The sequence below is a fragment of the Streptomyces sp. NPDC086077 genome (assembly GCF_040686175.1).
Lineage (GTDB): Bacteria > Actinomycetota > Actinomycetes > Streptomycetales > Streptomycetaceae > Streptomyces.
On record NZ_JBFBJT010000049.1, the window covers coordinates 1 to 24,910 of the forward strand.

Here is a 24,910-nt window from a genome sequence, read left to right on the forward strand (position 1 = left end):
TCGTGCACCCGGCGGCAGGGGTGCGGGCGCGAGCGGTGGCAGGGCTGCGGGCGCTGGACTGCGCGGATGCGGAGCAGTTGCGGCCACTCCTCGACCGCCCGTGGCGGGCTTGGCGGCGGGGCGGCCGCCACGACGGGACTCGATCAGGCCCACGGCCTTCTCCGGCAGCCAGGCCGACGCCGTACCGCTGTCGTCGGAGCCGGAGCCGAACAGGTGCGGGGCGAGCTGGGCCTGGAGGTCGGCGGGGCTCGGGCGGGCCGAGGGGTCCATCTGCATGCAGGACTCGATCAGCGGGCGCAGCTCGTCGGGCAGACCGTCGAGGTCGGGGCCCTCGCGGAGCAGCATGAAGACGGTCTCGACCGGGTTGGCGCCGTGGAAGGGCGGGTGACCGGTGGCGGCGAAGACCAGCGTGGAGCCGAGCGAGAAGACGTCGCTGGCGCCGGTGACGGAGCGCGAGTCCTTCGCCTGCTCGGGCGACATGTAGGCGGGGGTGCCCACGGCGACGTTGGTCATGGTCAGACGGGTGTTCGAGACGCCGGAGGCGATACCGAAGTCGATCACCCGGGGGCCGTCCTCGACGACGAGGACGTTCGAGGGTTTGAGGTCGCGATGGACCAGCCCGGCCCCGTGGATCGACTGGAGGGCCTCCGCGACGCCCGCGGCCAGCCAGCGCACGGCCTGGGCCGGGAGCGGCCCGCAGTCGTTCACTATCTCCTCGAGGGAGGGCGCGGGGACGTACGCGGTCGCCAGCCACGGCACGGCGGCGCGCGGGTCGGCGTCGACCACGGCCGCCGTGTAGAAGCCGGACACCGCGCGGGCCGCCTCGACCTCACGCGTGAAGCGGACACGGAACAGCTGGTCCTCGGCGAGCTCCGTCCGCACGGTCTTGATCGCCACACGCCGGCCGGACGCCGAGCGCGCGAGATAGACCAGCCCCATGCCGCCGGCTCCCAGCCGTCCCAGCACCTCGAACGGCCCGATACGCCGCGGATCGTGCTGCGTCAGCTGATCCACCACTTGCCTGCCACCTCCCCGTACGAGCCGCGTCACCCACATATGTACGCGACCCCGTGCAGCGTCTCACCACCGCCCCGCCGCAGCGGCACGCACCCCGATTCTTCCTGTCCCGGCCACAGGTTGCGAACCCGGTGACATATCGGGTGTGTCCCTCATACCGGGGCAAGGGGTGGGGCATTCCAGGACAAGCGGTGGCGCAAGCCCGCCGCCTCGACGGCGGAACGACGACGGATCGGCGGCCGAACGGCCACCGGACGGCGATGGACCGGCGTCCGTTCAGCGTTGAAGTACCGCGAACGACGCCCCCTGGCCGTCCGACGCCACCCCCACCGTGCCGTACGAGGTGTCGAAGGGCCCCGCCTGGACCCGGCCGCCCAGCCGGCTCACCTCGGCGAGCGCGGCGTCGCAGTCCTCCACGCCGAAGTGGACGAGGAAATGCGGCGGCATCTCGGCCGGGAAGGCCCCGGCCAGCGGGGCGCGGCCGAAATCGGGCGTGGCGTCCGGCCCGAACAGGGCCTCGTGGAAGAGATCGCCGTAGAAGTCGTTGGCGGCGGCGGTGTCACGGGCGTACAGCTCGGCCCAGACGAAGGCGCCGGGTGCGTGCCGCAGCCCGAAGCCCGGGTGGGTCCCCGGCTGCCACAGGCCGAACACCGCACCCTCGGGGTCGGTGGCCAGCGCGGCCACGCCCAGCTCGCCGACCGGCAACGGCGTGGTGATCACCTGGCCGCCCGATGCCCGGATCCGCCGGGTGAGCACCTCGGCGTCCGGCGTCGCGAAGTAGACCGTCCAGACGGTGGGCAGCCGGCCGTCCGCCTTCTGCCCCAGCGCGGCGACGGGCTCGCCCTCGCGGCAGGCCCACACGGAGCCGCCGTACGAGGACTGGAAGGACCACCCGAAAAGTTCACCGTAGAACCGCTTGCCCGCCGCGACGTCGGCGAGCTGCGCGTCCACCCAGCAAGGGACGCCCTCCGGGTACGCCGCTTCGCCAGCAGATGTGCTGTTTTCGGCCATGCCGCCAAAATAACGGCGCCGTCGGCACCCCGCTCACCGGCGACACCACGCGCCGATCACCCGTGCACCCCATTTGCAGTCGGCCGAATCGCGCTCCCATCACCCCTCGGTAAGCTGACGGCATGACAGGACAAGTGCGTACCGTCGACGGCCGCGTGGCCGGTCGGCGTGGGCAGGCGACGCGGCAGAAGCTGCTGGACTGCCTCAGCGAGATGCTCAGCTCCTCTCCCTACCGGGACGTCAAGGTCATCGATGTCGCCCGGAAGGCGGGCACTTCGCCCGCGACCTTCTATCAGTACTTCCCGGACGTCGAGGGCGCCGTCCTGGAGATCGCCGAGCAAATGGCCGCCGAGGGCGCCGATTTGACGGAGCTGCTCGAGGGCCGCACCTGGGTCGGCAAGGCCGGCTGGCAGACCGCCCAGGAACTGGTCGACGGTTTCCTGGAGTTCTGGCGCAAGAACGACGCCATCCTGCGCGTGGTCGACCTCGGCGCCGCCGAAGGGGACAAGCGGTTCTACAAGCTCCGGATGAAGATCCTGAACTCGGTGAACAACTCCCTCGTCGACGCCGTCACCGAACTCCAGTCCAAGGGCCGCGTCGACAAGGACGTGAACCCGGCGGCGATCGCCGGTTCGCTGGTCGCGATGCTCGCGGCGGTCGCCTCGCACCAGAAGGGCTTCCAGACCTGGGGCGTCAAGCAGGCCGAACTGAAGCCGAATCTGGCGTTGTTGGTACACCTGGGCATCACGGGCAAGAAGCCGACCAGATAGCAGCGGCCGGCCTTTCCCGTCGCCCGCCCCTTTTTCCTTTTCCGTTTGCCCTCGGTTCCAAGTCCTGTCAGACAGCCGGTGGTTCACCCGGGTGGACCGCCGCCTGCCATCCGTCACGCCGGGAGCGGCCGGTCCCTGACCACGTGCTTCATCACCAGCGTGGACGTCAGGCGCTGCACCCCCGGCAGCGTCGCGAGCCGCTCGTCGTACAGCCGCTGGAACGCGGCGAGGTCCGCGGTGGCCACCCGCAGCAGGTAGTCCGGCTCCCCGAACAGCCGCTGCGCGTCCAGTACGTGCTCCACCTCGCTGACCGCCTTCTCGAACTCGGCGACCGTGTCCCGGTCCTCCTGCCGCATGGACACGAAGACCAACGCCTCGAAGGTCAGCCCCACGGCCCCTGGCTCGACCACGGCCCGGTATCCGCTGATCGCCCCCGACCGCTCCAGCTCCCGCAGCCGCCGGTGACACGGCGAGACGCTCAGCCGCACTCTCGCGGCCAGCTCGGTCACGGTGAGCCGCCCGTCCTGCTGAAGCTCGGCAAGAATCTTCCGGTCCATGTCGTCCATGGGAAAGATTCTCCCCCAGGATCCGCGATCATGGGGGAACTTCGGGAACACCTTCGGGCACATTCCGCCTAATCTGACCGGCATGGACTCCGCGACCCTGATCTCCTTCCTCGCCCTCGACCTGCTGCTGGTGTGCGTACCGGGTGCGGACTGGGCGTATGTGATCTCGGCCGGTCTGCGTGACCGCTCCCCGCTCACGGCGGTGGCGGGCCTGGTCAGCGGCTACGCGCTGCACACCGTGCTCGCGGCGGCGGGACTGGCGGTCCTGGTGGCGGGATCACCGGCCCTGCTCACGGTGCTGACGGTGGTGGGAGCGGCGTACCTGGTGTGGCTGGGGTGGAGCGTGCTGCGCCGCCCGGGCACGCCGCTCGCCGGGGGTGACACCCCGGTGGCCGGCGGGCGGGTCTTCCTGCGCGGCGCGATGATCAGCGGACTGAACCCCAAGGGGCTCCTGCTCTACCTCTCCGTGCTCCCGCAGTTCCTCGTCACGGGGCGCGGTCACCTGCCGGTCCCGGCGCAGACCGCCGTCCTCGGGCTGCTGCACATGGCGTGCTGCGCCGTGGTGTACCTCGGGGTCGGCATCGCGGCGCGCGCGGTGCTGGGCGCGCGCCCGGCGGCGGCACGGGCGGTGGCGCGGACGTCGGGGGCGGCGATGCTGGGGATCGGGGCGTTTCTGCTGGTACAACGGCTGGCGACGCTGTAGCGGTGATCGTCGTACGCCGCCGCGGGGCAGCCGCCGCCGCCGCGCGCGGCCGTCACTTCCGCAGGAGTCTGAAGACGCGGATCTCGCGCGTCACCCGCCTGATACGTCGCGTACGGCGGCCAGAACGCCAGCACCGCCCGCCAGGCGGCCGCCCGCTCCTCACCCGCCAGCGGCAGCGCGGTCACGGGGATGTCCCGGCCCTTCCAGCTGATCTCGGCGTCGGGTCGGGCGAGCAGGTTGTGGGTCCAGGCGGGGTGACCGCTCCGGCCGAAGTCGGAACCGCCCAGCAGCCAGCTCCGCCCACCCTCCTCCGGCATGCAGGCGAGCGGCGTACGGCGGGGCAGGCCGCTCCGGGCGCCCGTGGAGGTCAGGATCACGCCGGGCAGCAGCAGCGCGCTGAGCAGCACCCTGCCCCGGTGAGGCGGTGGACGGCACGGTCGAGGGCGGGCACGACGTACGGGGCGGCCTTCGCGAAGCCCCTGGTCGAGGAGACCTTCTGGACGATCCCGGTGACACCCATCAGACGGTCACCTCCGCGTGCTCGAACAGCTGGGCCGTCTCGGCGGCATGGGCGCGCAGCCGGTGCACCGGGCCGAACAGCAGCTCGTCGCCTGCCGCCCGCTTGAAGGAGAGGTGGGCGTCGTGCTCCCAGGCGAACCCGAGACCGCCGTGGAACTGGATGCCCTCGGCCGCGGCGGTGCGCAGCGCCTCCAGGGCCTGGGCGAGGGCGAGCCCGCCGACCCGCTCACCGTGGGCGGTGGCCCAGGCGGCGTAGTAGGCCGCCGAGCGCGCCGCCTGCACCTGGACGTACACGTCGGCCAGTCGGTGCTTGACCGCCTGGAAGGAGCCGATGGGCCGTCCGAACTGCTCGCGTCGGCCCACGTGTTCGACCGTCCGCTCCAGCACACGGTCGGCGGCACCGACGGCCTCGGCGGCGAGCACGGCGGCGGCGGTGTCGCCGAGGGCGGCGAGAGCGGTCAGGGGGGTGGCGCCGGCCGTACGGGCGGGCGCCCCCTGCTCTTCGCCGAGCAACTCGGCCGGCACCTCCCTCAGTTGGATCCTCGCCCTCGGCCGGGTCGCGTCCAGGGCGGTCTGGCGCACGCGGGTCGTTCCGGGCGCGTCCCCCGGCACGAGGAACAGCAGCGTCCGGGACCGGGCGAACCCCCCGGTGTGCGCGGCGACGACGAGCAGTCCCGCGCTGTGGCCGTCCAGCACCTGGTCGACCTCCCCGTAGAGCCGCCAGCCGCCGTCCGCCGGGCGGGCCTGGACACCGCCCGCGCGGCCGCCGCCCGCCCAGTCGCCCGCGTTGCCGCCGGTCAGCGCGAGGGCGGTGGTGAGCTGGGACCCGGCGACGGCGAGGGTGGCGGTGAGCCGGCCGGCGGCGAGGCGCGGGAGCAGCTCGGTGCGCTGGGCGTCGGTCCCGAGGGCCAGCAGCAGGGGGGTGACGAGGACGGTGGTGGCGAGCAGCGGCGAGGGTGCCAGCGCGCGGCCGGTCTCCTCGGCGGCGAGGGCGAGCTCGGTCACCGAGCAGCCGACACCGCCGTAGGCCTCGGGGAGCGCGAGTCCGGGCAGGCCGAGCCGCTCGGACAGGGCCGACCAGAGGGCGGGGTCGTGGCCGGCGGGGGTGTCGAGGGCGGCGCGCAGCTGCTCGGGGGTGCAGCGGCGGCGGAGCAGTTCACGGAGGGTGCGACGGATCTCGTCCTGCTCCGGGGTGAAGCTGGTGTCCATGACGGGTCTCCTGAATCTGACGGGCAGTCATATTAGGCCGTCGCCGGCCGGCCGCCCAGAGTAAGTTCTGATGTACCGTCAGAAACATGGCTGCTGCTACCCGGAAAGTCGCCGTGGTGGGCGTGTCCCTGTCCGACTGCGGCCGTGTGGACGAGGCCACCCCCTACACCCTGCACGCCCAGGCGGCCCGCCGGGCCCTCGCGGACGCCGGTCTGGACCGGGTGGTCGTCGACGGCTTCGCGTCGGCCGGCACCGGCGTGCTGGCGCCGGTGGAGGTGGCCGAGTACCTGGGCCTGCGCCCCACCTGGGTCGACTCCACGTCGGTCGGCGGTGCCACCTGGGAGGTGATGGCGGCGCACGCGGCGGACGCGATCGCGGCGGGGCACGCGCGGGCGGTCCTGCTGGTGTACGGCTCGACCGCCCGCGCGGACGTCAGGGCCGGGCGGCGCACGGGGAACCTCTCCTTCGGCACGCGCGGGCCGCTCCAGTTCGAGGTGCCCTACGGCCACACCCTGATCGCCAAGTACGCGATGGCGGCCCGGCGTCACATGATCGAACACGGCACGACGATCGAACAGTTGGCGGAGGTGGCGGTACAGGCGCGGGCGAACGCGGCGCTCAACCCCGACGCCATGTTCCGGGCGCCGATCACCGTCGACGACGTGCTGGACGGACCGGTGATCGCGGACCCCTTCACCAAGCTGCACTGCTGCATCCGCTCCGACGGCGGCGCGGCGGTCCTGCTGGCCGCCGAGGACGTCGTACGGGACTGCCGTACCGCTCCGGTGTGGATCCTCGGCACCGGCGAGCACGTCTCGCACGCCGCCATGTCCGAGTGGCCCGACTTCACCCGGTCCCCGGCGGCGGTGAGCGGACGGCTGGCGTTCGAACGGGCCGGGGTGCGGCCGTCGGAGATCGACTTCGCGCAGATCTACGACGCCTTCACGTACATGACCCTGGTGACACTGGAGGACCTGGGCTTCTGCGCGAAGGGTGAGGGCGGGGACTTCGTCGGGAAGGGGCGGCTCAGGGTCGAGGGCGGACAGCTTCCGGTGAACACCGACGGGGGCGGTCTTTCGGCGCAGCACCCCGGGATGCGGGGGCTCTTCCTGCTGGTGGAGGCGGTGCGGCAGTTGCGCGGGGAGGCGGGCGCGCGGCAGGTGCGCGGGGCGGACGGGGGGCTGCCGCGGCTGGGAGTGGCGTCGGGGACGGGGGGATGGTTCTGCTCCTCGGGGACGATGGTGCTGGGTCGCTGACGGAACATCGGCTCCCGGCGTGGTGTTGTGGGACGGAGAGGCTGTTCGACGACGACGCCGCTGGAGGAGACCCGTCATGGCACTGACCCGGGAAGAGCGCGAGGAGTTCCTGGCCGAGCCGCACATCGCCGCGCTGGCGGTGGCCGGGGAGGAGGGCCGGGCGCCGCTGAGCGTGCCGATCTGGTACCAGTACGAGCCCGGCGGTGACGTGTGGGTCCTGACGGGGCTGGACTCCCGTAAGAACCAGCTGATCGGCGCGGCCGGGCGCTTCACGCTGATGGTCGACCGGGTCGAGCCCACCATCCGGTACGTGTCGGTCGAGGGGCCGGTCGTGGAGACGGTCCCGGCCACCGTGGAGAAGCTGCGCGAGATCTCCGCGCGCTATCTGCCGGCCGAGAAGGTCGAGGGGTACGTCGACTTCTCCTGGAAGAACCACGGCGACATGGTGGTCATCACCATGCGACCGGAGCGCTGGGTGTCGTCCGACCTCGGCGCGGTATAGGGAGGGGCTCCTCCCACTCGACGGCATGGAAGCTGATCTGCACGCGCTCCTGAGGACCCTGCGGGTGTGGGACCCCGAGGTCACGTCCCTGCCGCCGTTCGACCCCGACGCCGCACCCGCCGCCCCGCTCCCCCTCTTCACCACCTGGTTCGCCGAGGCGGTGGCGGCGGGCCAGCCGGAGCCGCACACCATGTCGCTGGCCACCTCCGACGAGGAGGGCCGGCCGGACGTGCGGATCGTGATGCTGCACGGCGCGGACGCCGAGGCCTGGACGTTCGCCACCCACGCCACCAGCCGCAAGGGCCGCGAGCTGGCCTCCCGGCCGTACGCCGCGCTGAGTTTCTACTGGCACCTCCAGGGCCGCCAGATCCGCGTCCGCGGCCCCGTCACCACCGCCCCGCCGGCGGAGAGTCTGGCCGATCTGCACGCCCGCTCGACCGGCGCGCTGGCCGCCGCGCTGACCGGCCGCCAGAGCGAGCCGCTGACCTCCCTGGAGGACCTCGCCGAGGCGTCCGAGGCGGCCTGGTCCCAGGCCCGGCAGAATCCCGGCGCCCCGTCCCCGACCTGGACGCTGTACCGCCTCCGCCCGGACGAGATCGAGTTCTTCCAGGGCGACGAGCGGCGCCGGCACGTGCGGCTCCGCTACGCGAGGAGCGGCGGGGAGTGGGTCAAGCAGTTGCTCTGGCCCTGAGGCCGGGCGTCCCGGTCCTCGGTGAGGGTCCAGGCGGGGGCTCCGGGAGCGGCCCCGTCGCCGGTCGTGTGCCTCACGGCCCGGACTCCACGGCGGTGGCCCGCGGGTCGGGCTCCGGGTCGGTCGCCAGGCGGGCGTGCAGGTGGACGTCTCGGAAGGCGTCCTGGCGGTCGGCCTCCCACATCGCGCCGCGCAGGGTGCCCTCGTAGGGGAAGCCGCAGTGCTGCGCTATCCGGCAGGAGGCGTCGTGGCCGACGGCGTGGCCGAGCTCCAGGCGGTGCAGGCCCAGGTCGGTGAAGGCCCAGTGGGCGGCGACGGCGAGGGCGCGGGTGGCGGCGCGGCGGCCACGGGCCTCGGGGAGGATCCAGTAACCGACGCGGGCGACGCGGAAGGTGTGGTCGATCTCGTTGACGCCGACGTGGCCGAGGGTCGTCCCCGTCTCCGCGTCGGTGATGCGGAAGGACGCGCCGGCGCCGGTCGCGGCGTTGTCGTCCCTCGCCCGGAGGGAGGCGCGGGCGGCGTCGAGGTCGGTGACCGGGCTCAGCGGGGTGTTCCAGCGCCGGAACTCCGGGTCCGACATGCCGCGCAGCCAGGCCTCGGCGTCCGCGTCGGAGGCGGGGTCCCAGCGGCGCAGGCGCAGCCCGTGGCCGTACGGCTCGGGGTGGGGGTGGGCGAAGGACGGGGAGTTCATGAGGGCCATCGCCCCATTCAAGTCCGTCGGCCGCCGGGTTTCACCCCGAATTCGGCCTGATCCGGAACACCGGGACGCCGTCCCGGAAGTCGGCCTCCAGTGCGGCGCCGGCCCGCAGCGCGCCCGCGCCGCCGTGGCCGACGATCTCCGTCATCATCCGCGGGCCCTCCGCGAGATCGACGACCGCGGCGACGTAGGGGGTGCGCGCGTCGAAGGGCGGGAGGTCGTTGCGGTGCACCACGGACCAGGTGTAGAGGGTGGCGAGGCCGCTCGCCTCCTCCCAGTCGACGTCCTCGCTCCAGCAGTGCGGGCAGGACTCCCGCGGGTAGTGGTGCGCCCGGCCGCACGCCCCGCAGCGCCGCACCAGCAGCCGGCCGCGCGCGGCCGCCTCCCAGTACGTCCGCGTGAAGGCGTCCGGCTCCGGTACGTCGTGGCGCGCGCTCACCCGAACCACCCCAGCGCGCCGTCCAGGGACCAGGTCTGCCAGGACATCCCGAGGAGCGCGACGACCGAGATCAGCGCCATCATCAGGTTCTGCCCCTGCTCGGCCCAGTCGTGGATCATGAGGACGAAGTAGACGGCGTTCAGAAGCAGCCCGCCGACGAGGGCGACCGGGGTCAGGAATCCGGCGATCAGGCCGAGCCCCAGGGCGAGTTCGGCGTACGCGACGACGCGAGCCATCACGCGGGGGCGGGGCTCGACCACCGTACGGAAGCCCGAACGCACGCCGCGCCAACGCTGCTTGGCGGCCACGTCGGCGGCCCACGCGATGCCCGAGCCGCCGAACCAGGCCTTCTTGTCCTTGTGCCGCCAGCTCTCCAGCCACCACAGCCCGAGCCCGATCCGCAGCACGGCCAGCCACTGCGCACCGGTGAGCCAGATCGTGTCCATGGGCGCTCCCGCCGACGACTTCGCCTATCTGACGGTACGTCAGTCAAGGCGGCCGGCGGCCAGGTGTCCAGCCCCGTGCAAGGTGTGCGCCGCTTCCCCCGATCGGACACAACCGGTCCCCCTGCACCACAGGCTCCGCCCGCTCCTCCCCCACCCGTGATCGATCCGCAACCAATTCCGGTCTTGACCGAGACCCATCAACCCGGCATGTGATTACGCTCCGTACCATGCCCGACTCCACAGCGCCCACCCACGAAGAGGACCCGAAGGCCACCCGGTCGACGGCGCCGAGCCCGCAGTCCGAGGACTCGACGGCCGGCGCGCGCCCGGAGGCCGGGAAAGCGCCTCGGCAGAAGGGCGGTCGGGCCGTGCGGCAGGCGCCCTCGGATCGGCCCGTCTACGTCATCGGCGGCGGGCCGGGCGGACTCGCTGCGGCACACGCCCTGCGGGCACGGGGAATCCGGGCCGTCGTCCTGGAGAAGTCCGACGGCGTCGGCGCCTCCTGGCGGCGGCACTACGACCGCCTGCATCTGCACACCACCCGGCGCCTGTCCGCCCTGCCCGGGCTGCCGATGCCGCGCCGCTTCGGGCGCTGGGCGTCGCGGGACGACGTCGTGCGGTATCTCGAGAAGTACGCCGAGCACCATGAACTGGAGATCGTCACCGGCGTCGAGGTGACCCGCGTCGAGCCCGCGCCCGACGGCACCGGCTGGCTGCTGCACGCCACCGGCGGCCGGCGGCTGACCGGCGGCGCGGTCGTCGTCGCCACCGGCCACAACCACACGCCCCGCGTCCCGCGGTGGCCCGGACGCGACACCTGGACCGGCGAGTTCCTGCACGCCTCCGCCTACCGCAACGCCGCGCCCTACGCCGGCCGGGACGTCCTCGTCGTCGGCGTGGGCAACACCGGCGCCGAGATCGCGGTGGACCTCGTCGACGGCGGGGCCGCGCGCGTACGGCTCTCGGTGCGCACCGCGCCGCACATCGTCAGGCGCTCCACCGCCGGCTGGGCCGCCCAGTACACCGGCATCCTGGTGCGCCGCCTCCCGGTCGGCCTCGTCGACCGGCTCGCCCGGCCGCTGGCCGCGGTCAGCGTGCCCGACCTCGCCGAGCACGGCCTGCCCCGCCCCGGCACCGGCCTCTACAGCAGGGTCACCGAGGGCGCGATCCCGGTCCAGGACGTCGGCCTCATCGACGCGATCCGCAAGGGCAAGGTCGAGATCGTCGCCGCGGTGGACTCGTTCGACGGCGAGAAGGTCGTCCTCGCCGACGGCGACCGCATCGGCCCCGAGGCGGTCGTCGCCGCCACGGGCTACGTCCGCGCCCTCGAACCACTCGTCGGCCACCTCGACGTCCTGGACGCCCGCGGCAGACCCGTCACGCACGGCGCCCGCACCCCGAAGGACGCCCCCGGCCTGTACTTCACGGGCTTCACCAACCCCATCAGCGGCATGCTCCGTGAACTCGCCCGCGACGCGGAGAAGATCGCGCGAGCCGTCGCCCGGCGCAGCGCCGACCGGGTCTCGCGCATCCCCGGCTGACCGGCGGTCCCGCCCCCTCGCCTCGATTCCGCCCGCACGACCATTTCCTGACTGTGCGTCAGTTCAGTAATCTGACAGCGCGTCAGTTAACAATGCCGTCACACAGAAGCGGGCGGACCGATGCTTGGATCAACCCACGGCACCCTCACCACCGACGCCCGCCGGGCACGGGTCATCGCCTGCGGCGACGGGCGGACCGGCCCCGCCGTCCACGGGCGGGCGGCGGCCGACGTGCACGACCTGGACGTCAGCGGCCGCCCGCTGTACGCCGACGTCCCCGATCTGGACCGCTTCTTCCGCCCCGGATCCGTCGCCGTGATCGGCGCCTCGGACACCGAGGGGCGCCCGAACACCGGCGTCACACGGCAGCTGATCCGCTGGGCCGAGCGGGTCGGCGCGCGGCTGCACCCGGTGCACCCCACCCGCCCGTCCGTCTTCGGCCTGCCCTGCGTCACCTGCGTCGCCGACCTGCCCGAACAGGTCGACCTCGCCGTACTGCTCGTCGCCGACCCGCTCCCGGTCGTCGAGGAACTCGCCGAGGCCAAGGTCAGGTTCGCGGTGGCCTTCGCGTCCGGTTTCGCGGAGACCGGCGAGGAGGGCGCCGCCGTGCAGGCCCGGCTCGGCGCCGCCGCCCGCCGCTCCGGGCTGCGCCTCCTCGGGCCGAACACCAATCTGAACGCCTTCGAGGACTTCCGCGAGGACCTGGACGGTCCGGCGATCGCGCTCATCACCCAGTCCGGCCACCAGGGCCGCCCCGTCTTCGCCCTCCAGGAACTCGGCATCCGACTCTCCCACTGGGCCCCCACCGGCAACGAGGCCGACCTGGAGACCGCCGACTTCCTCTCCTACTTCGCCGAACGCCCCGAGGTCGGTGCCATCGCCGCGTATGTCGAGGGCCTGAAGGACGGCCGTTCCTTCCTCCTCGCCGCCGACCGGGCCGCCCGGCGCAAGGTGCCCGTCGTCGCCGTCAAGGTGGGCCGCACGGAGACCGGCGCCCGCACGGCCGCCTCCCACACCGGCAAGCTGACCGGGGCGGACGCGGTGGTGGACGCGGCGATGCGGCAGTACGGAGTGATCCGCGTCGACGGCCTCGACGAACTCCAGGACACCGCCGCCCTGCTGGCCCGCGCCCGGCCGCCGCGCGCCGACGGGGTGGTCGTCTACTCCATCTCGGGCGGCACCGGCGCCCACGTCGCCGACCTGGCGACCGCGGCGGGACTGCGGCTGCCGGAGCTGTCCGAGGCCCGGCAGGCCGAGCTGCACCAGTGGATACCGCCGTATCTGAGCGTGGCCAACCCCGTGGACAACGGTGGTCACCCGGTGGGGGACCGACGTGGGCGGAAGATCATCGACGCGATCCTCGCCGACCCGGAGGTCGGGGTGCTGATCTGCCCGGTCACCGGTCCGTTCCCGCCGCTGAGCGACCGGCTCGTGCGAGACCTGGTGGACGCGGCCGAGCAGACGGACAAGCTGGTGTGCGTGGTGTGGGGGTCGCCGGTCGGCACCGAGCCGGCGTACCGGGAGGTGCTGCTCGGGTCCTCGCGCGTGGCCACCTTCCGCACGGTCGCCAACTGCCTCACCGCGGTGCGCGCGTACCTCTCCCACCACCGCTTCGTCAGCGGCTACCACTCCCCCTTCGACGACGCCCCGCGCACCCCCTCGCCGTCCTTCCGCAAGGCGCGCGAGCTGATGCGGCCGGGACAGCAGCTGAGCGAGCACGCGGCCAAGCAGCTGCTGCGGGCGTACGGGATCCGGGTGCCGCGCGAGCAGCTGGTGACCAGCGCGGCGGCGGCCGTACGGGCGGCGGGGCTGGTCGGCTATCCGGTGGTGATGAAGGCGTCCGGCGCCCAGCTCGCACACAAGACCGAGCTGGGCCTGGTCAAGATCGGGCTGACCTCCGCCGCCCAGGTCCGCGACGGCTACCGCGAGTTGACCGACATCGCACGCTACGAGGGCGTCTCCCTCGACGGCGTCCTGGTCTGCCAGATGGTCGAGCAGGGCGTCGAGATGGTCGTCGGCGTCACCCACGACGACCTCTTCGGCCCGACCGTGACGGTGGGGCTGGGCGGCGTCCTCGTGGAGGTCCTGAGCGACACCGTCGTCTGCGTACCCCCCTTCGGCGAGGACCAGGCCCGGACCGCCCTCGCCGAACTCCGCGGCCGCCCCCTCCTCGACGGCGTACGCGGCCGCCCCCCGGCCGACCTGGACGCACTGGTCGAAGTCGTCCTCCGGTTCCAGCGCATGGCCCTCGAACTGGGCCACGACCTCGCGGAACTCGACGTCAACCCCTTGATGGTGCTGCCCCGGGGCCAGGGGGCGGTGGCACTGGACGCACTGGCGGTGTGCCGGTGAGGCCGCCGCCCGCCGGCCCGCCCACCCGTCGACCACGACCCGCGCGGCACCGCCGTCCGCGTGGCCCGGTACCCGACCGACCGCGGCGGGCGGCGCGCCGGTCACCCGACGAAACGGAGCCCGAGCATGCCCAGACCCTGGATCCGCGTCACGACCGAAAACGGCGTCACCCACCTCACCCTCGACCGCCCCGAGGCCCTGGGGGCCCTCACCCCGGACATGCGCGACCAGTTGATCGCGTCGCTCACCGAGGCCTCCGCCGACCCCGGGGTGCGGGTCGTCGTCCTCGGGGGGACCGGGCGCGGCTTCTGTGCGGGGGCCGATCTGCGGGGTGGGGCGGTGGGTGGGGAGCGGGTCGCCGGGGACGTGGCCCGGACGCTCCGCCTGGGCGCGCAGCGGCTGATCGGCGCCGTGCTCGACTGCGAGAAACCCGTGGTCGCCGCCGTGAACGGCACGGCGGCGGGCCTCGGCGCCCATCTGGCGTTCGCCTGCGACCTCGTACTCGCCGCGGAGTCGGCCAGGTTCATCGAGGTGTTCGTCCGCCGCGGCCTGGTGCCGGACGGCGGCGGCGCGTATCTGCTGCCGCGGCTGATCGGGCCGCAGCGGGCGAAGGAGCTGATGTTCTTCGGCGACGCGCTGACGGCCGCCGACGCCGTACGCCTCGGTCTGGTCAACCGCGTCCTACCGGACGGTGAGTTGGGCAGGACGACCGCGGAGTGGGCGGCCCGCCTCGCCGTCGCGCCCACCCGCGCCCTCGCCCTCACCAAGCAGCTCGTCAACGCCTCCCTCGACACCGACCGCCCCACCGCCTTCGCCGCCGAGGCCGCCGCCCAGGAGATCAACATGACGACGGAGGACGCCAGGGAGGGCCTGACAAGCTTCACGGAACGCAGAGAACCGACCTACCGGGGACGCTGACCGGGCCCCCCTCAGTCCCGCTCCGGACTCCCCAGGCCCGGCGAGTCCGGATCCCCGACCACCAGGAGCAACTCCGGCTCCCTCCGTACCGCCGTCGCGAGGCTTCCTATCTGACGCATCGTCAGTTTCAATGAGGGTGTGATGGGACAAGCAGGGACGGCCGAAGCCGCCGTCCGGTATCTCAGGGCGGCCGGGGCCCGGGGTCCCGTGGAGGCGTTGCCGCGGCCGGAGTTGCGGTGTGTGCGGGACGGTGAGCGGGCGCCCGTCGACCAGCGGGAGTTCCGTCGCGTCCTCGGGAGCTTCGCGACCGGCGTCACCGTCGTCACCGCTCCCGCGGCCGACGGCGCCGCCGGATTCGCCTGCCAGTCCTTCTCCTCCCTCTCCCTCGACCCGCCCCTCGTCGCCTTCATGGTCGGCCGTACGTCGACGACCTGGCCCCGCATCGCCCGCGCCGGGGTCTTCTGCGTGAACGTGCTGAGCGCCGGGCAGGGCGAGCTGTGCCGGGGGTTCGCGGTGAGCGGCGCCGACAAGTTCGCCGGGGTCGCCCACGACCCCGCGCCCGTCTCGGGCTCCCCCCGCCTGGCCGGCACCCTCGCCTGGATCGACTGCACGATCCACGCGGTGCACACGGGCGGGGACCACCTCATCGTGGTGGGTCGGGTCGACGCGCTGGGGGCGGGAAGCGGCGAGGGCGGGGCTCCGCTGCTGTTCCACAACGGGCGCTTCCTCTGAGGCCTGAACGGGCGCTGTCTCCGAGGCCTAGGGGATGGCCAGCTCGGCCCAGATGGTCTTCCCCGACGAGGTGTACCGCGTGCCCCAGCGCTGGGACACCTGGGCGACAAGGAACAGCCCCCGGCCCCCCTCCTCGTCCCGACGCGCTCGCCGCAGGTGAGGTGCGGTGTGCACCTTGTCGGAGACCTCGCACAGCAGGCAGCGGTCCCTGATCAACCTCAGCACGACCGGCCCGGTGGCGTACCGGATGCTGTTGGTGACCAGTTCGCTCACCACGAGCGCGGCGTTGAACGACAGGGCGGACAGGCCCCAGGTCTCCAGCTGGCGCTCGGTGACCGTGCGGGCGTGTGCCACCAAGGCCGGGTCGGACGGCAGCTCCAGGTCCGCCACACGGTCGGAGTCGAGCCGCCGGGTGCGCACGAGCAGCAGCGTGGCGTCGTCCGCCTGCGGCCCGGGCGGCAGGGTCGACAGCGCCCGGTCGCACAGTTCCTCCAGCGGGCACCGTTGCCAGGTGAGCACATGGGCCAGGCGGTCGATCCCGGTGTCGATGTCGGTGTGCCGGTCCTCCACGACACCGTCGGTGAAGAACGCCACGACGCTGCCGTCGGCCAGGCTCAGCTCCACGTTCTCGTAGGGCAGGCTGCCCAGCCCCAGGGGTGGTCCCGGCGCCAGCCCCGACAGGGCGACCGAGCCGCCCGCGTCGGAAACGATCGGCGGGGGATGGCCCGCGCTCGCCCAGACGCAGCGGCCCCCGACCGGGTCGTAGATCGCGTACAGGCACGTCACCCCGAGCCCCTCGGCGCTCGTCCCGTCGTCCGCGCGGTGTTCGGATTCCTGTGCCACCAGGCCGTCGAGCCGGGTGAGCAGCTCGGCCGGGTCCAGGTCCAGCAGGGCCAGGGTCCGTACGGTGGCGCGCAACCGGCCCATGGTCGCGGCCGCGTGCACGCCGTGGCCCACCACGTCGCCGACCGTCAGACCCACTCTGGCGCCGGACAACGGGATCAGGTCGAACCAGTCGCCGCCCACGCCCACGCGGCTGTCGGCGGGCAGATAGCGGTACGCCACCTCTACCGCGCTCTGCTCGGGCAGGTGCTGTGGCAGCAGGCTGCGCTGCAGTACCAGGGCCGCCGCATGCTGGCTGGTGTAACGGCGCGCGTTGTCGATGCCGACCGCCGCTCGCTCGGCCAGCTCCACGGCGAGGGTCTGCTCCTCCGGCCCGAACGGGTCGGGGTTGCTGCTGCGCCGGAAGGTGGCAAGTCCCAGGACCGCGTCGCGGGTGAGCAAAGGGACGAAGAGGCACGAGTGCGCGGCGGCCCACGGGTCGGAAGGGGCGGAAGGGGAGTCGTCGGCGACGGGACGGCTGGTGGCCAGACTCAGTGCCTGCGGTGACGACGGCGGGTAGGAGACGGCGCTGGTCCGGAAGTCCTCCGGGGTCCGGCCGTGCATCCGCAGCAGATTGTGTCCCGGCGCCGATCCCGTCGGCGGCTGCCGCCCCTCGATGACCGCCGGAGGCAGGTCCACCAGCACCTCGTCGGCCAGCTGCGGCACCGCCACGTCGGCGAGTTCCGCGGCCGTGCGGCGCACGTCCAGCGAGGCGCCGATGCGCTTTCCCGCCCGCACCAGCAGCGACAGCCGTTCCTGGGCCCGGTAGCGGTCCGTGATGTCCAGCGACTCCTCGAACAGCCCCAGCGGTTCGCCGCGGGCGTCCACCAGCCGGTGGTACGAGCAGGACCAGACGTGCTCGCGCACCGGGTCGGCGGGGGCACGACCGCGATAGTGCATGCCCATGACCGGCTCCCCCGTCGCCATCACGTGCTCCATCACCTGGTCCTCGTCCGGGGAGTGATGGCGGGAGATGAACTCGCCTTCGGGAAAGAGGTCCTCCGCCGGCCTGCCGATGTACTGGGCGATCCCCGCGAGTTCCATGTCGGTGGAGGCGTTTCCCCACACGACGCGCTTGTCGGTGTCGAAGATCGTCAGGCCGACGGAGGACTCGGTGGCCAGTCCCTGCAGCATGGCCAGCTGCGCCTCCCAGCCGCGCAGCGCCTCCAGATCGGCCGCGACCACCACCGTCGCGGCGACGCCCCGGTTCACGAGCGGGCTGAAGGTCACGGCCGCGCGCAGCGCGCGTCCGTCAAGGCAGCGAAGGTCCAGGACGGCGCTGCGGGGCCTGTGCGCCCCGCAGAGCGCGGACAGCCGCTGCCCGGGGGTCGCCGCCAGCAGCCGGGCGGCCGGCAGGCCGAGGACATCCTCGGGGGGGTGTCCCAGAAGGCGCTGGGCCGAGGACGCCCAGCCGGAAACGAGGCCGTCGGCGTCGAGCACGGCGACGGCGGCCTTGGAGAGGTCCAGAGGGCTGTGGAAATCGACGTTGGCCGCGTTCGGAAAACGATCCATCACACCGCTTCCCTCCGTGCACCCTCAGCATCCCGTGCCGCGGGACGGAGGACAACCGCACGCGCGATCACCGGCCCACACCTGACGGCCGCCGACGGTTTCGCGGGAGGCCCGGCACCGCGGCCGGGCGATCACCTCGTCCGCCTCCATGCCTTCACAGAGCGCGCCCCCGGCGGATCACCAGCGCCATCAGCGCCGCCGCCGCGCACAGCGCCCCGGAGGCGTACCACATCACGTCGTACGAGCCGAACACGTCGCGCGCGACTCCGCCCGCGAAGGCCACCGCCGCCGCGCCGACCTGGTGCGACGCCAGTACCCAGCCGAACACGATCGCGCTGTCCTCGCCGTAGTGCTCCCGGCACAGCGCCATCGTGGGCGGCACGGTGGCGACCCAGTCGAGTCCGTAGAAGACGATGAAGAAGATCATCGGCGGATGCACGCTGGGCGCCAGCAGCATCGGCAGGAACAGGAGGGAGACGCCGCGCAGCGCGTAGTACACCGCCAGCAGCCGCCGCGCGTCGAACCGGTCGGTGAACCAGCCGGAGGCCACCGTACCGACGACGTCGAACACCCCGATGACCGCCAGCAGCGAGGCCGCCGCGGTGATCGGCATGCCGTGGTCGTGCGCGGCCGGCACGAAGTGGGTCTGGATGAGTCCGTTCGTCGAGGCGCCGCAGATCGCGAACGTCCCGGCCAGCAGCCAGAAGGGCCCTGTCCGGACGGCGGAGAGGAGCACTCCCACCGCCCGCCGCGCCGCCCCCGGCACGGGCGCCGGCTTCGGCACGAACTCCTTCGCGCCGTACGGCTTCAGGCCCACGTCCGCCGGGTGGTCCCGCAGCAGCAACCACACGAAGGGGACCACCGCGAGGGCGGCGAGCGCCACCGTGACGGCGGCCGGCCGCCAGTCGTGGGTCTCCACGATCCAGGACAGCACCGGCAGGAAGATCAGCTGCCCGGAGGCCGAGGCGGCGGTGAGGATGCCGGTGACCAGGCCGCGCCGCTCGGTGAACCAGCGGTTGGTCACGGTCGCCGCGAAGGCCAGCGCCATCGACCCGCTGCCGAGACCGACCAGCAGGCCCCAGCACAGCAGCAGCTGCCAGGCCGCCGTCATCCACACCGTCGCGCCCGAGCCGATCGCGATCACGGTCAGCGCGCCCGCGACCACCCGCCGGATGCCGAAGCGGTCCATCAGCGCGGCGGCGAAGGGCGCGGTCAGGCCGTACAGGGCGAGGTTGACGGAGACGGCCGCGCCGATCGTGCCGCGCGACCAGCCGAACTCCTGGTGCAGCGGGTCGATCAGCAGCCCCGGCAGGGAGCGGAAGGCGGCCGCGCCGATGATCGTCACAAAGGCGACAGCGGCGACGAACCATGCGCGGTGGATGCGCGGACGCCTCGGCTCCGGCTTCCTCGCGACGACTGCGGCTTCACTTGTCTGGGTCACGACATAGAGCTTCAGGCCCCGGTTCCCCGCGATCGAGTGGCCCGGAGGACAGCATTCGTTAGGATCGGGCCATGGATACGGCCGCTGTTCCCTTCCGTCCCCACCGTGTCGTCGTCCTCGTCCTCGACGGCGTGCTCCCCTTCGAGCTCGGCATCCCGCACCGCATCTTCGGGCGCCCCAAGGACACCCAGGGCCGGCGCCTGTACGAGGTCGTCACCTGCTCGGTACGGCCACCGGGCACCGTCGACACCGACGCCGACTTCGCCCTCCACGTCGGGCACGGCCCCGAGATGCTCGCCACCGCCGACACGGTGATCATCCCGGCGTCGTACGAGCTCGGCCCGGTCCAGGAGAAGGGCGTCCTCACCGACGAGCTGGCCGCCGCCCTCGCCCACATCCGTCCCGGCACCCGCCTCGCCTCCATCTGCACCGGCGTGTACGTCGTCGCCGCCGCCGGCTACCTCGACGGCCGCCCGGCGACCACGCACTGGGCCGACGCCGACCGCCTGCAGCGGCTCTTCCCGCGCGTCAGGGTCGACCCGGGGGTCCTGTTCATCGACGACGGCGACGTCCTGACCTCGGCGGGCGTCGCCGCCGGCATCGACCTGTGCCTGCACATGGTGCGCCGCGACCACGGCACGGCGGTCGCCAACGAGGTCGCCCGGCACACCGTCGTACCCCCGCACCGCGACGGCGGCCAGGCGCAGTACATCGAGCGGCCGCTGCCCGAACCGCAACAGGCCTCCACCACCACCGCCCGCGCGTGGGCGCTCGGCCGGCTGCACGAGCCGATCCAGCTGCGCGACATGGCCGAGCAGGTGGCGATGTCGGTCCGCACCTTCACGCGCCGGTTCCGCGAGGAGGTCGGCGTCAGTCCCGGCCAGTGGCTCACCCAGCAGCGCGTCGAACGCGCCCGGCACCTCCTGGAGTCCACCGGACTCTCCGTCGACCAGGTGGCCCACGACGCGGGCTTCGGCACGGCCCAGTCGATGCGGCAGCACCTCCAGGCGGCGCTCGGCGTGACACCGACGGCGTACCGGCGGACGTTCCGCACGGAGGGGAGCACCGCCGTCAGAAGGTGAGCACCGCCGTCAGAAAGTGAGCACCGCCCGTGCCACCCGCCCCGCCTCCGCGTCGGCCCGCGCCTTGTCGAAGTCCTCGACCGGGTACGTCTCGCTGACCAGTTCGTCGAGGAGGAGGAGGCCCTGCCGGTACAGCTCGGCGTACAGGGCGATGTCCCGCTGGGGACGCGAGGAGCCGTAACGGCAGCCGAGGACGGACTTGTCCAGGTACATCGAGGAGACCACGAACGAGGCCTCGGCCCCCGCCGGCGGCACTCCCAGCAGGACGGCCTGACCGCGCCGGTCCAGCAGGTCGATCGCCTGCCGGATCAGCTCCACCCGCCCGACGCACTCGAAGGCGTGGTCCGCGCCCGTCGGCAGGATCTCCCGCACGCCGGCCGGCGAGGTCAGGAAGTGGGTCGCCCCGAACTGCCGGGCCACCGCCTCCTTCGCCGGGTTGGAGTCCACGGCCACGATCCGCAGGGCGCCCGCGAGCCGCGCGCCCTGGAGGACGTTCAGCCCGACGCCGCCCGCGCCGATCACGAGGACGCTGTCACCGCGGTCCACGCGGGCCCGGTTCAGCACGGCCCCGACCCCGGTCAGCACCCCGCAGCCGATGAGCGCGGCGGACGTCAGCGGGATGTCCTCGGGGATCCGCACCGCCTGCACGGCCTTCACCACCGTCCGCTCCACGAACGCCGAGTTGGAGGCGAACTGGTGCAACGGCAGGCCGTCCCGCGTGAAGGGCCGCCCCGGCCGCCCGATCGCCCGCCGGCACATCGTCGGCCGACCCCGGTCGCAGTCGGCGCAGGTCCCGCAGTTGGCGAGCGTGGACAGCGCCACATGGTCGCCGGGCGCCACATGCCGGACGCCCTCCGCCACCGCCTCCACCACGCCCGCACCCTCATGGCCGAGCACCACGGGAACGGGGAAGGGTATGGTCCCGTCCACCACGGACAGATCGCTGTGACACAGCCCGGCCGCGGCGACCGCCACCCGCACCTCACCGGCCCCGGGCTCCCGTACCTCCAGGTCGTCCACGACCTGGACCTGGTTTCCGTCGAAGACCACGCCTCTCATCACGACGCTCCCTTGGGTTCCCTCGGCAGACCGAGCACCCGCTCGGCGATGATCGTGCGCTGGATCTGGTCCGAGCCGCCGTAGATGGTGTCGGCCCGGCTGAACAGGAACGTCCGCTGGTAGTCGTCGAGTTCGTACGGCACCTGCGCCGACCACCGCACCGTCCCGACCCCGGCCGCCGCCCCCCGCGCCTGCATCGCCAGCTCCCCCAGCCGCTGATGCCAGCCTCCCCACAGCAGCTTGGCCACGCTCGACGCGCCCGCGTCCCCCGAACCGCCCAGTGTCCGCAGCGCGTTCCACCGCATCACCCGAAGCGCGGCCCACTGGCGCACCAGCCGCTCCCGTACGACCGGATCGTCCACCGCCCCCGAGTCGAGGGCCGCCCGCACCACGCGCCCCAGCTCCTCGGCGAATCCCACTTGCTGGGCCAGCGTCGACACCCCCCGCTCGAACCCGAGCAGGCTCATCGCGACCCGCCACCCAGCGCCCTCCCCGCCCACGACGTGCTCCACGCGCGCGCGTGCCCCGTCGAAGAAGACCTCGTTGAAGTCGCTCGTGCCGGTCAGCTGCCGGATGGGCCGCACCTCGATCCGCCCCGGCTGGTCCATCGGCACCAGCAGGAAGCTCAGCCCGTGATGCCGCCGCGACCCCGCCTCCGTGCGCGCCAGCACGAAACACCAGTCCGCCTCGTGCGCCAGCGAGGTCCAGATCTTCTGCCCGGTGACGCGGTAGTACGTCCCGCCCGGCTCCCGCACCGCCGCGGTGCGCACGCCCGCCAGGTCCGAGCCCGCGCCCGGCTCGCTGTACCCCTGGCACCACAGCTCGTCCCCGGCGGCGACCGGCGGCAGGAAGCGGGTCTTCTGCTCCTCGCTGCCGTGCGCGATGAGGGTCGGGGCGAGCAGGTTCTCGCCGATGTGCCCGGAGCGCGGCGGCGCCGCGGAGCGGGCGTACTCCTCGGCCCAGGCGACCTGCTGCGTCAGGGAGGCCCTCCGGTTGCCCCACCCGTCCGCCGCCCACCCGATCCCGATCCACCCGGCCTTGCCGAGCGTCCGCTCCCAGTCACGGCGGTCCTGCGCCTCCCCGGCATGCCCGTCCAGCCAGGCCCGCGCCTCACCTCGAAACGCCTCGTCCTCGACGGTGAACCCGAACTCCACGGCGTCCTCCTAGATTCCGGCCGACATCAACGCCCTCTGGGGCGCGGGACTGCATCCCTGCGCGGCTCCGCCGCGTGGGCGCGCCCAGCCACGACGCGGCCGCACCCGCCACACCGCAAGAGCCCCGAGCTCTCAGGCGTTCGGCCGCTCCCCGGATCTCGCCGCCCGCTCCATCCCCGCCACCCGCTCCAGCATCGGCATCGGATCCACCCCCACGGACCCCGGCAGGAACGCGGCGATCCGCTCCGGCGTCCACGCGCCCTCCGCATAGGCCGAGCGCAGCTCCCGCGGCTGCGCCCACACCGCGATCTTCGGCCCGGCGATCGTGTACACCTGTCCGGTGATCCCGGCCTCCCGGGCCCGCGTGGACAGCAGATAGACCACCAGCGCGGCCACGTCCTGCGGGTCCCCGATCTCCGTCAGCTCCATCGGCACGTCCGCCGACATCCGCGTACGCGCCACCGGCGCCACCGCGTTCGCTGTCACCCCGTACTTGTGCAGCCCCAGCGCGGCACTGCGCACGAGCGAGATGATCCCGCCCTTCGCCGCGCTGTAGTTGGCCTGCGACGCGGACCCCTGGTGGTTGCCGCTGGTGAAGCCGATCAGGGTGCCGCCCCGCTGCCGCCGCATGACCGCCGACGCGGCCCGGAACACCGTGAACGTGCCCTTGAGATGAGTGGCGACCACCGGGTCCCACTCCTCCTCGGTCATGTTGAACAGCATCCGCTCCCGCAGGATCCCGGCGACACAGACGACCCCGTCGAGCCGCCCGTACGACGCCAGCGCGACGTCGACCACGCGTTGGCCGCCGGCCATGGTGGAGATGTCGTCGGCCACCGCGACCGCCTCGCCGCCCGCGGCCTCGATCTCCTTGACCACGGCGTCCGCGATCCCACTGGTGGGTGAGGCCCCGTCGACGGCCACCCCGTAGTCGTTGACGACGACCCGTGCTCCCTCGGCGGCCGCCGCGAGCGCGACCGCACGGCCGATGCCGCGTCCCGCCCCTGTCACGACGACGACCTCGCCGGTCAAGAAGTTCCCCACGCCCGGCCCCTTCCCGCAGGTTCTGACGGACCGTTAGATTTTATGACCCGTCAGATGCCCGGACACAAGCCCCGGGGAGGGCCCATGTCGTTGCCGGCCGAGTTCCACGAGATCGCCAAGCGCGTGAACAACTGGGGCCGTTGGGGGGCGGACGACGAGATCGGGACGCTCAACCTGATCACCGACGAGGTGGTCCGGCGGGCCGCCGGCGAGGTCCGCACCGGAAGGCGAGTGCCGCTCGCGCTGCCGTTGCGCCAGGACGGCGTGCAGACCGGGATGATCCCCGGGCGGGTCAATCCGCTGCACGTCATGGTGCAGATCAACCAGGAGCTGTTCGGGCCGGGCACGGTCGCGTGCAGCGACGACGCGGTGACCATGGGACTCCAGGCGGGCACCCACTGGGACGCCCTCACTCATGTCTCGCACTCGGGCCGGCTCTACAACGGCCGCCCGGCGGGCACGGTCACCGCGCACGGCGGCGCCGAGTTCAGCGGCATCGGCACGGTGCGGCACCTGGTCTCGCGCGGTGTACTGCTGGACGTCGCCCGCGCGCGGGGGACGGACCGCCTGGACGGGGGACACGCGGTCACCCCGGAGGACCTGGACGCGGCGGAGGACCTGGCGGGCACGCGCGTGCGCGCCGGCGACGTCGTGCTCGTACGGACGGGTCAGATACGGGCCTGTCTCGCCGGGGACAAGCACGGGTACGCCCATCCCTCGCCGGGGCTGTCGATGCGTACGCCCGCGTGGTTCCACGCGCGCGATGTCGCGGCCGTCGCGAACGACACCCTCACGTTCGAGGTCTTTCCACCGGAGACGGAGGATTTGTGGCTGCCCGTGCACGCGCTGCATCTGGTGGAGATGGGGATGCCGCAGGGCCAGAACTGGAATCTCGAAGAGTTGTCCACAGCCTGTGGACAATCGGGTCGCTACGCGTTCCTGCTGACGGCCACACCCGAGCCGTTCACCGGCGCGACGGGCGCCCCGGTGGCGCCGGTCGCCGTGCTGTAGCGGCGGACGACCGGGCGTGCCGTGCGGTGAATCCGGACGGCGGCGCGTACGCGCCCGCCCCGAGCACGGCGCCACGCGCCGCCATCCGGCTCCGGCGTAACCCGCCCCGGCCTCCCCTGCCCGATGAGCGAACCCACGCCGAAACACGAGTCGCACTCGACGAGGGTTTCCGTCGCGTCAACCCTCGTCGTCCCCTCGCGGCGATTCGCTGCTCTCAGCGTGATCAGTCGGACACGCCGCGTCAACAGCGGTTCGGGGATTTGCCGGTTACGTCCCGTGCGGCGGAGGCGCGCACGGAAGCACACGCGGGCGCACATCCCGCACCGGGCCTGGCGCGTCCGACGCTTTTGCCCTCG

23 protein-coding genes and 1 pseudogene are annotated in these 24,910 nt (G+C 73.1%); 11 read left to right on the forward strand and 13 right to left on the reverse strand.

Going from position 1 to position 24,910, the window contains the following annotated elements; all coding sequences use genetic code 11:
* Together AB0O67_RS16515 and AB0O67_RS16520 are read right to left on the reverse strand one after the other, a co-directional pair.
* A partial coding sequence (locus tag AB0O67_RS16515) for a serine/threonine-protein kinase (protein ID WP_365450537.1) occupies window positions 1-1,017 on the reverse strand: 1,017 nt, incomplete at its 3' end.
* Between the two features lie 276 nt (window positions 1,018-1,293).
* Window positions 1,294-2,028 (reverse strand): VOC family protein, encoded by a 735-nt coding sequence (locus AB0O67_RS16520; RefSeq protein ID WP_365450539.1) that lies wholly within the window; start codon window positions 2,026-2,028, stop codon window positions 1,294-1,296.
* A gap of 134 nt (window positions 2,029-2,162) precedes the next feature.
* Between AB0O67_RS16520 and AB0O67_RS16525 the strand changes: the two genes are divergently transcribed.
* Complete coding sequence (locus AB0O67_RS16525; RefSeq protein ID WP_365450625.1) at window positions 2,163-2,798, forward strand: TetR family transcriptional regulator; 636 nt, start codon at window positions 2,163-2,165, stop codon at window positions 2,796-2,798.
* Window positions 2,799-2,911: 113 nt separating this feature from the next.
* On the opposite strand, the gene AB0O67_RS16530 is transcribed toward AB0O67_RS16525, so the two are convergent.
* Window positions 2,912-3,364, reverse strand: a complete 453-nt coding sequence (locus AB0O67_RS16530; RefSeq protein ID WP_365450542.1) for an Lrp/AsnC family transcriptional regulator — start codon at window positions 3,362-3,364, stop codon at window positions 2,912-2,914.
* Window positions 3,365-3,446: 82 nt separating this feature from the next.
* Between AB0O67_RS16530 and AB0O67_RS16535 the strand changes: the two genes are divergently transcribed.
* Window positions 3,447-4,067, forward strand: a complete 621-nt coding sequence (locus tag AB0O67_RS16535) for a LysE family translocator (RefSeq protein ID WP_365450544.1) — start codon at window positions 3,447-3,449, stop codon at window positions 4,065-4,067.
* A gap of 52 nt (window positions 4,068-4,119) precedes the next feature.
* Here AB0O67_RS16535 and AB0O67_RS16540 read toward each other — a convergent pair.
* Both AB0O67_RS16540 and AB0O67_RS16545 read right to left on the reverse strand, forming a co-directional pair.
* A pseudogene (locus AB0O67_RS16540) lies at window positions 4,120-4,587 on the reverse strand (nitroreductase family deazaflavin-dependent oxidoreductase).
* Window positions 4,587-5,795 carry an acyl-CoA dehydrogenase family protein gene (locus AB0O67_RS16545; RefSeq protein ID WP_365450546.1) on the reverse strand — a complete coding sequence of 403 codons (1,209 nt, stop codon included), beginning with the start codon at window positions 5,793-5,795 and terminating at the stop codon, window positions 4,587-4,589. Before AB0O67_RS16545 ends, AB0O67_RS16540 begins: the two are co-directional and overlap by 1 nt.
* Before the next feature lie 86 nt (window positions 5,796-5,881).
* Here AB0O67_RS16545 and AB0O67_RS16550 point away from each other — a divergent pair, with 86 nt between their 5' ends.
* The 3 genes from AB0O67_RS16550 (at window position 5,882) to AB0O67_RS16560 (ending at window position 8,244) form a co-directional block, all read left to right on the forward strand.
* Entirely contained in the window at window positions 5,882-7,051 is a 1,170-nt protein-coding gene (locus AB0O67_RS16550) for an acetyl-CoA acetyltransferase (RefSeq protein ID WP_365450549.1), read from the forward strand.
* 76 nt (window positions 7,052-7,127) lie between these two features.
* Window positions 7,128-7,553 (forward strand): pyridoxamine 5'-phosphate oxidase family protein, encoded by a 426-nt coding sequence (locus AB0O67_RS16555; RefSeq protein ID WP_365450551.1) that lies wholly within the window; start codon window positions 7,128-7,130, stop codon window positions 7,551-7,553.
* 25 nt (window positions 7,554-7,578) lie between these two features.
* Window positions 7,579-8,244 carry a pyridoxal 5'-phosphate synthase gene (locus tag AB0O67_RS16560; protein WP_365450553.1) on the forward strand — a complete coding sequence of 222 codons (666 nt, stop codon included), beginning with the start codon at window positions 7,579-7,581 and terminating at the stop codon, window positions 8,242-8,244.
* Between the two features lie 73 nt (window positions 8,245-8,317).
* Here the strand turns inward: AB0O67_RS16560 and AB0O67_RS16565 are convergent, their stop codons facing one another.
* The 3 genes from AB0O67_RS16565 to AB0O67_RS16575 are packed head-to-tail and all read right to left on the reverse strand — an operon-like array spanning window position 8,318 to window position 9,826.
* Window positions 8,318-8,944, reverse strand: a complete 627-nt coding sequence (locus AB0O67_RS16565; RefSeq protein ID WP_365450555.1) for a GNAT family N-acetyltransferase — start codon at window positions 8,942-8,944, stop codon at window positions 8,318-8,320.
* Window positions 8,945-8,975: 31 nt separating this feature from the next.
* On the reverse strand, window positions 8,976-9,380 hold the full coding sequence (locus AB0O67_RS16570) for an OB-fold domain-containing protein (RefSeq protein WP_365450557.1): 405 nt from the start codon (window positions 9,378-9,380) through the stop codon (window positions 8,976-8,978).
* A complete protein-coding gene (locus AB0O67_RS16575) occupies window positions 9,377-9,826 on the reverse strand; it encodes a DoxX family protein (protein WP_365450560.1) in 450 nt (149 codons plus the stop codon). The genes AB0O67_RS16570 and AB0O67_RS16575 overlap by 4 nt, the downstream gene beginning before the upstream one ends.
* A 227-nt stretch (window positions 9,827-10,053) precedes the next feature.
* Here AB0O67_RS16575 and AB0O67_RS16580 point away from each other — a divergent pair, with 227 nt between their 5' ends.
* The 4 genes from AB0O67_RS16580 to AB0O67_RS16595 all read left to right on the forward strand — a co-directional run bounded on the left by AB0O67_RS16580 (window position 10,054) and on the right by AB0O67_RS16595 (window position 15,369).
* Entirely contained in the window at window positions 10,054-11,367 is a 1,314-nt protein-coding gene (locus AB0O67_RS16580; RefSeq protein ID WP_365450562.1) for an NAD(P)/FAD-dependent oxidoreductase, read from the forward strand.
* Window positions 11,368-11,487: 120 nt separating this feature from the next.
* Entirely contained in the window at window positions 11,488-13,719 is a 2,232-nt protein-coding gene (locus AB0O67_RS16585) for an acetate--CoA ligase family protein (protein WP_365450564.1), read from the forward strand.
* Between the two features lie 126 nt (window positions 13,720-13,845).
* Window positions 13,846-14,637 (forward strand): enoyl-CoA hydratase-related protein, encoded by a 792-nt coding sequence (locus AB0O67_RS16590; protein ID WP_365450567.1) that lies wholly within the window; start codon window positions 13,846-13,848, stop codon window positions 14,635-14,637.
* Window positions 14,638-14,778: 141 nt separating this feature from the next.
* Window positions 14,779-15,369, forward strand: coding sequence for a flavin reductase family protein (locus AB0O67_RS16595; protein WP_365450570.1), 591 nt, complete (start codon window positions 14,779-14,781; stop codon window positions 15,367-15,369).
* Window positions 15,370-15,396: 27 nt separating this feature from the next.
* On the opposite strand, the gene AB0O67_RS16600 is transcribed toward AB0O67_RS16595, so the two are convergent.
* A complete protein-coding gene (locus tag AB0O67_RS16600) occupies window positions 15,397-17,763 on the reverse strand; it encodes a SpoIIE family protein phosphatase (RefSeq protein WP_365450573.1) in 2,367 nt (788 codons plus the stop codon).
* Window positions 17,764-17,917: 154 nt separating this feature from the next.
* Window positions 17,918-19,204 (reverse strand): MFS transporter, encoded by a 1,287-nt coding sequence (locus AB0O67_RS16605; RefSeq protein ID WP_365450575.1) that lies wholly within the window; start codon window positions 19,202-19,204, stop codon window positions 17,918-17,920.
* Window positions 19,205-19,275: 71 nt separating this feature from the next.
* Between AB0O67_RS16605 and AB0O67_RS16610 the strand changes: the two genes are divergently transcribed.
* Window positions 19,276-20,286, forward strand: coding sequence for a helix-turn-helix domain-containing protein (locus tag AB0O67_RS16610; protein WP_365450578.1), 1,011 nt, complete (start codon window positions 19,276-19,278; stop codon window positions 20,284-20,286).
* Between the two features lie 9 nt (window positions 20,287-20,295).
* Here the strand turns inward: AB0O67_RS16610 and AB0O67_RS16615 are convergent, their stop codons facing one another.
* The 3 genes from AB0O67_RS16615 to AB0O67_RS16625 form a co-directional block, all read right to left on the reverse strand.
* Window positions 20,296-21,345 carry a Zn-dependent alcohol dehydrogenase gene (locus tag AB0O67_RS16615; protein ID WP_365450580.1) on the reverse strand — a complete coding sequence of 350 codons (1,050 nt, stop codon included), beginning with the start codon at window positions 21,343-21,345 and terminating at the stop codon, window positions 20,296-20,298.
* The gene (locus AB0O67_RS16620; protein WP_365450582.1) at window positions 21,345-22,499 is read right to left on the reverse strand and encodes an acyl-CoA dehydrogenase family protein; all 1,155 of its coding nucleotides are present in this window, start codon (window positions 22,497-22,499) and stop codon (window positions 21,345-21,347) included. Before AB0O67_RS16620 ends, AB0O67_RS16615 begins: the two co-directional genes overlap by 1 nt.
* Before the next feature lie 132 nt (window positions 22,500-22,631).
* On the reverse strand, window positions 22,632-23,543 hold the full coding sequence (locus tag AB0O67_RS16625; protein WP_365450585.1) for an SDR family NAD(P)-dependent oxidoreductase: 912 nt from the start codon (window positions 23,541-23,543) through the stop codon (window positions 22,632-22,634).
* 84 nt (window positions 23,544-23,627) lie between these two features.
* Between AB0O67_RS16625 and AB0O67_RS16630 the strand changes: the two genes are divergently transcribed.
* Window positions 23,628-24,554, forward strand: coding sequence for a cyclase family protein (locus AB0O67_RS16630; protein WP_365450588.1), 927 nt, complete (start codon window positions 23,628-23,630; stop codon window positions 24,552-24,554).
* Window positions 24,555-24,910 lie beyond the last annotated feature (356 nt).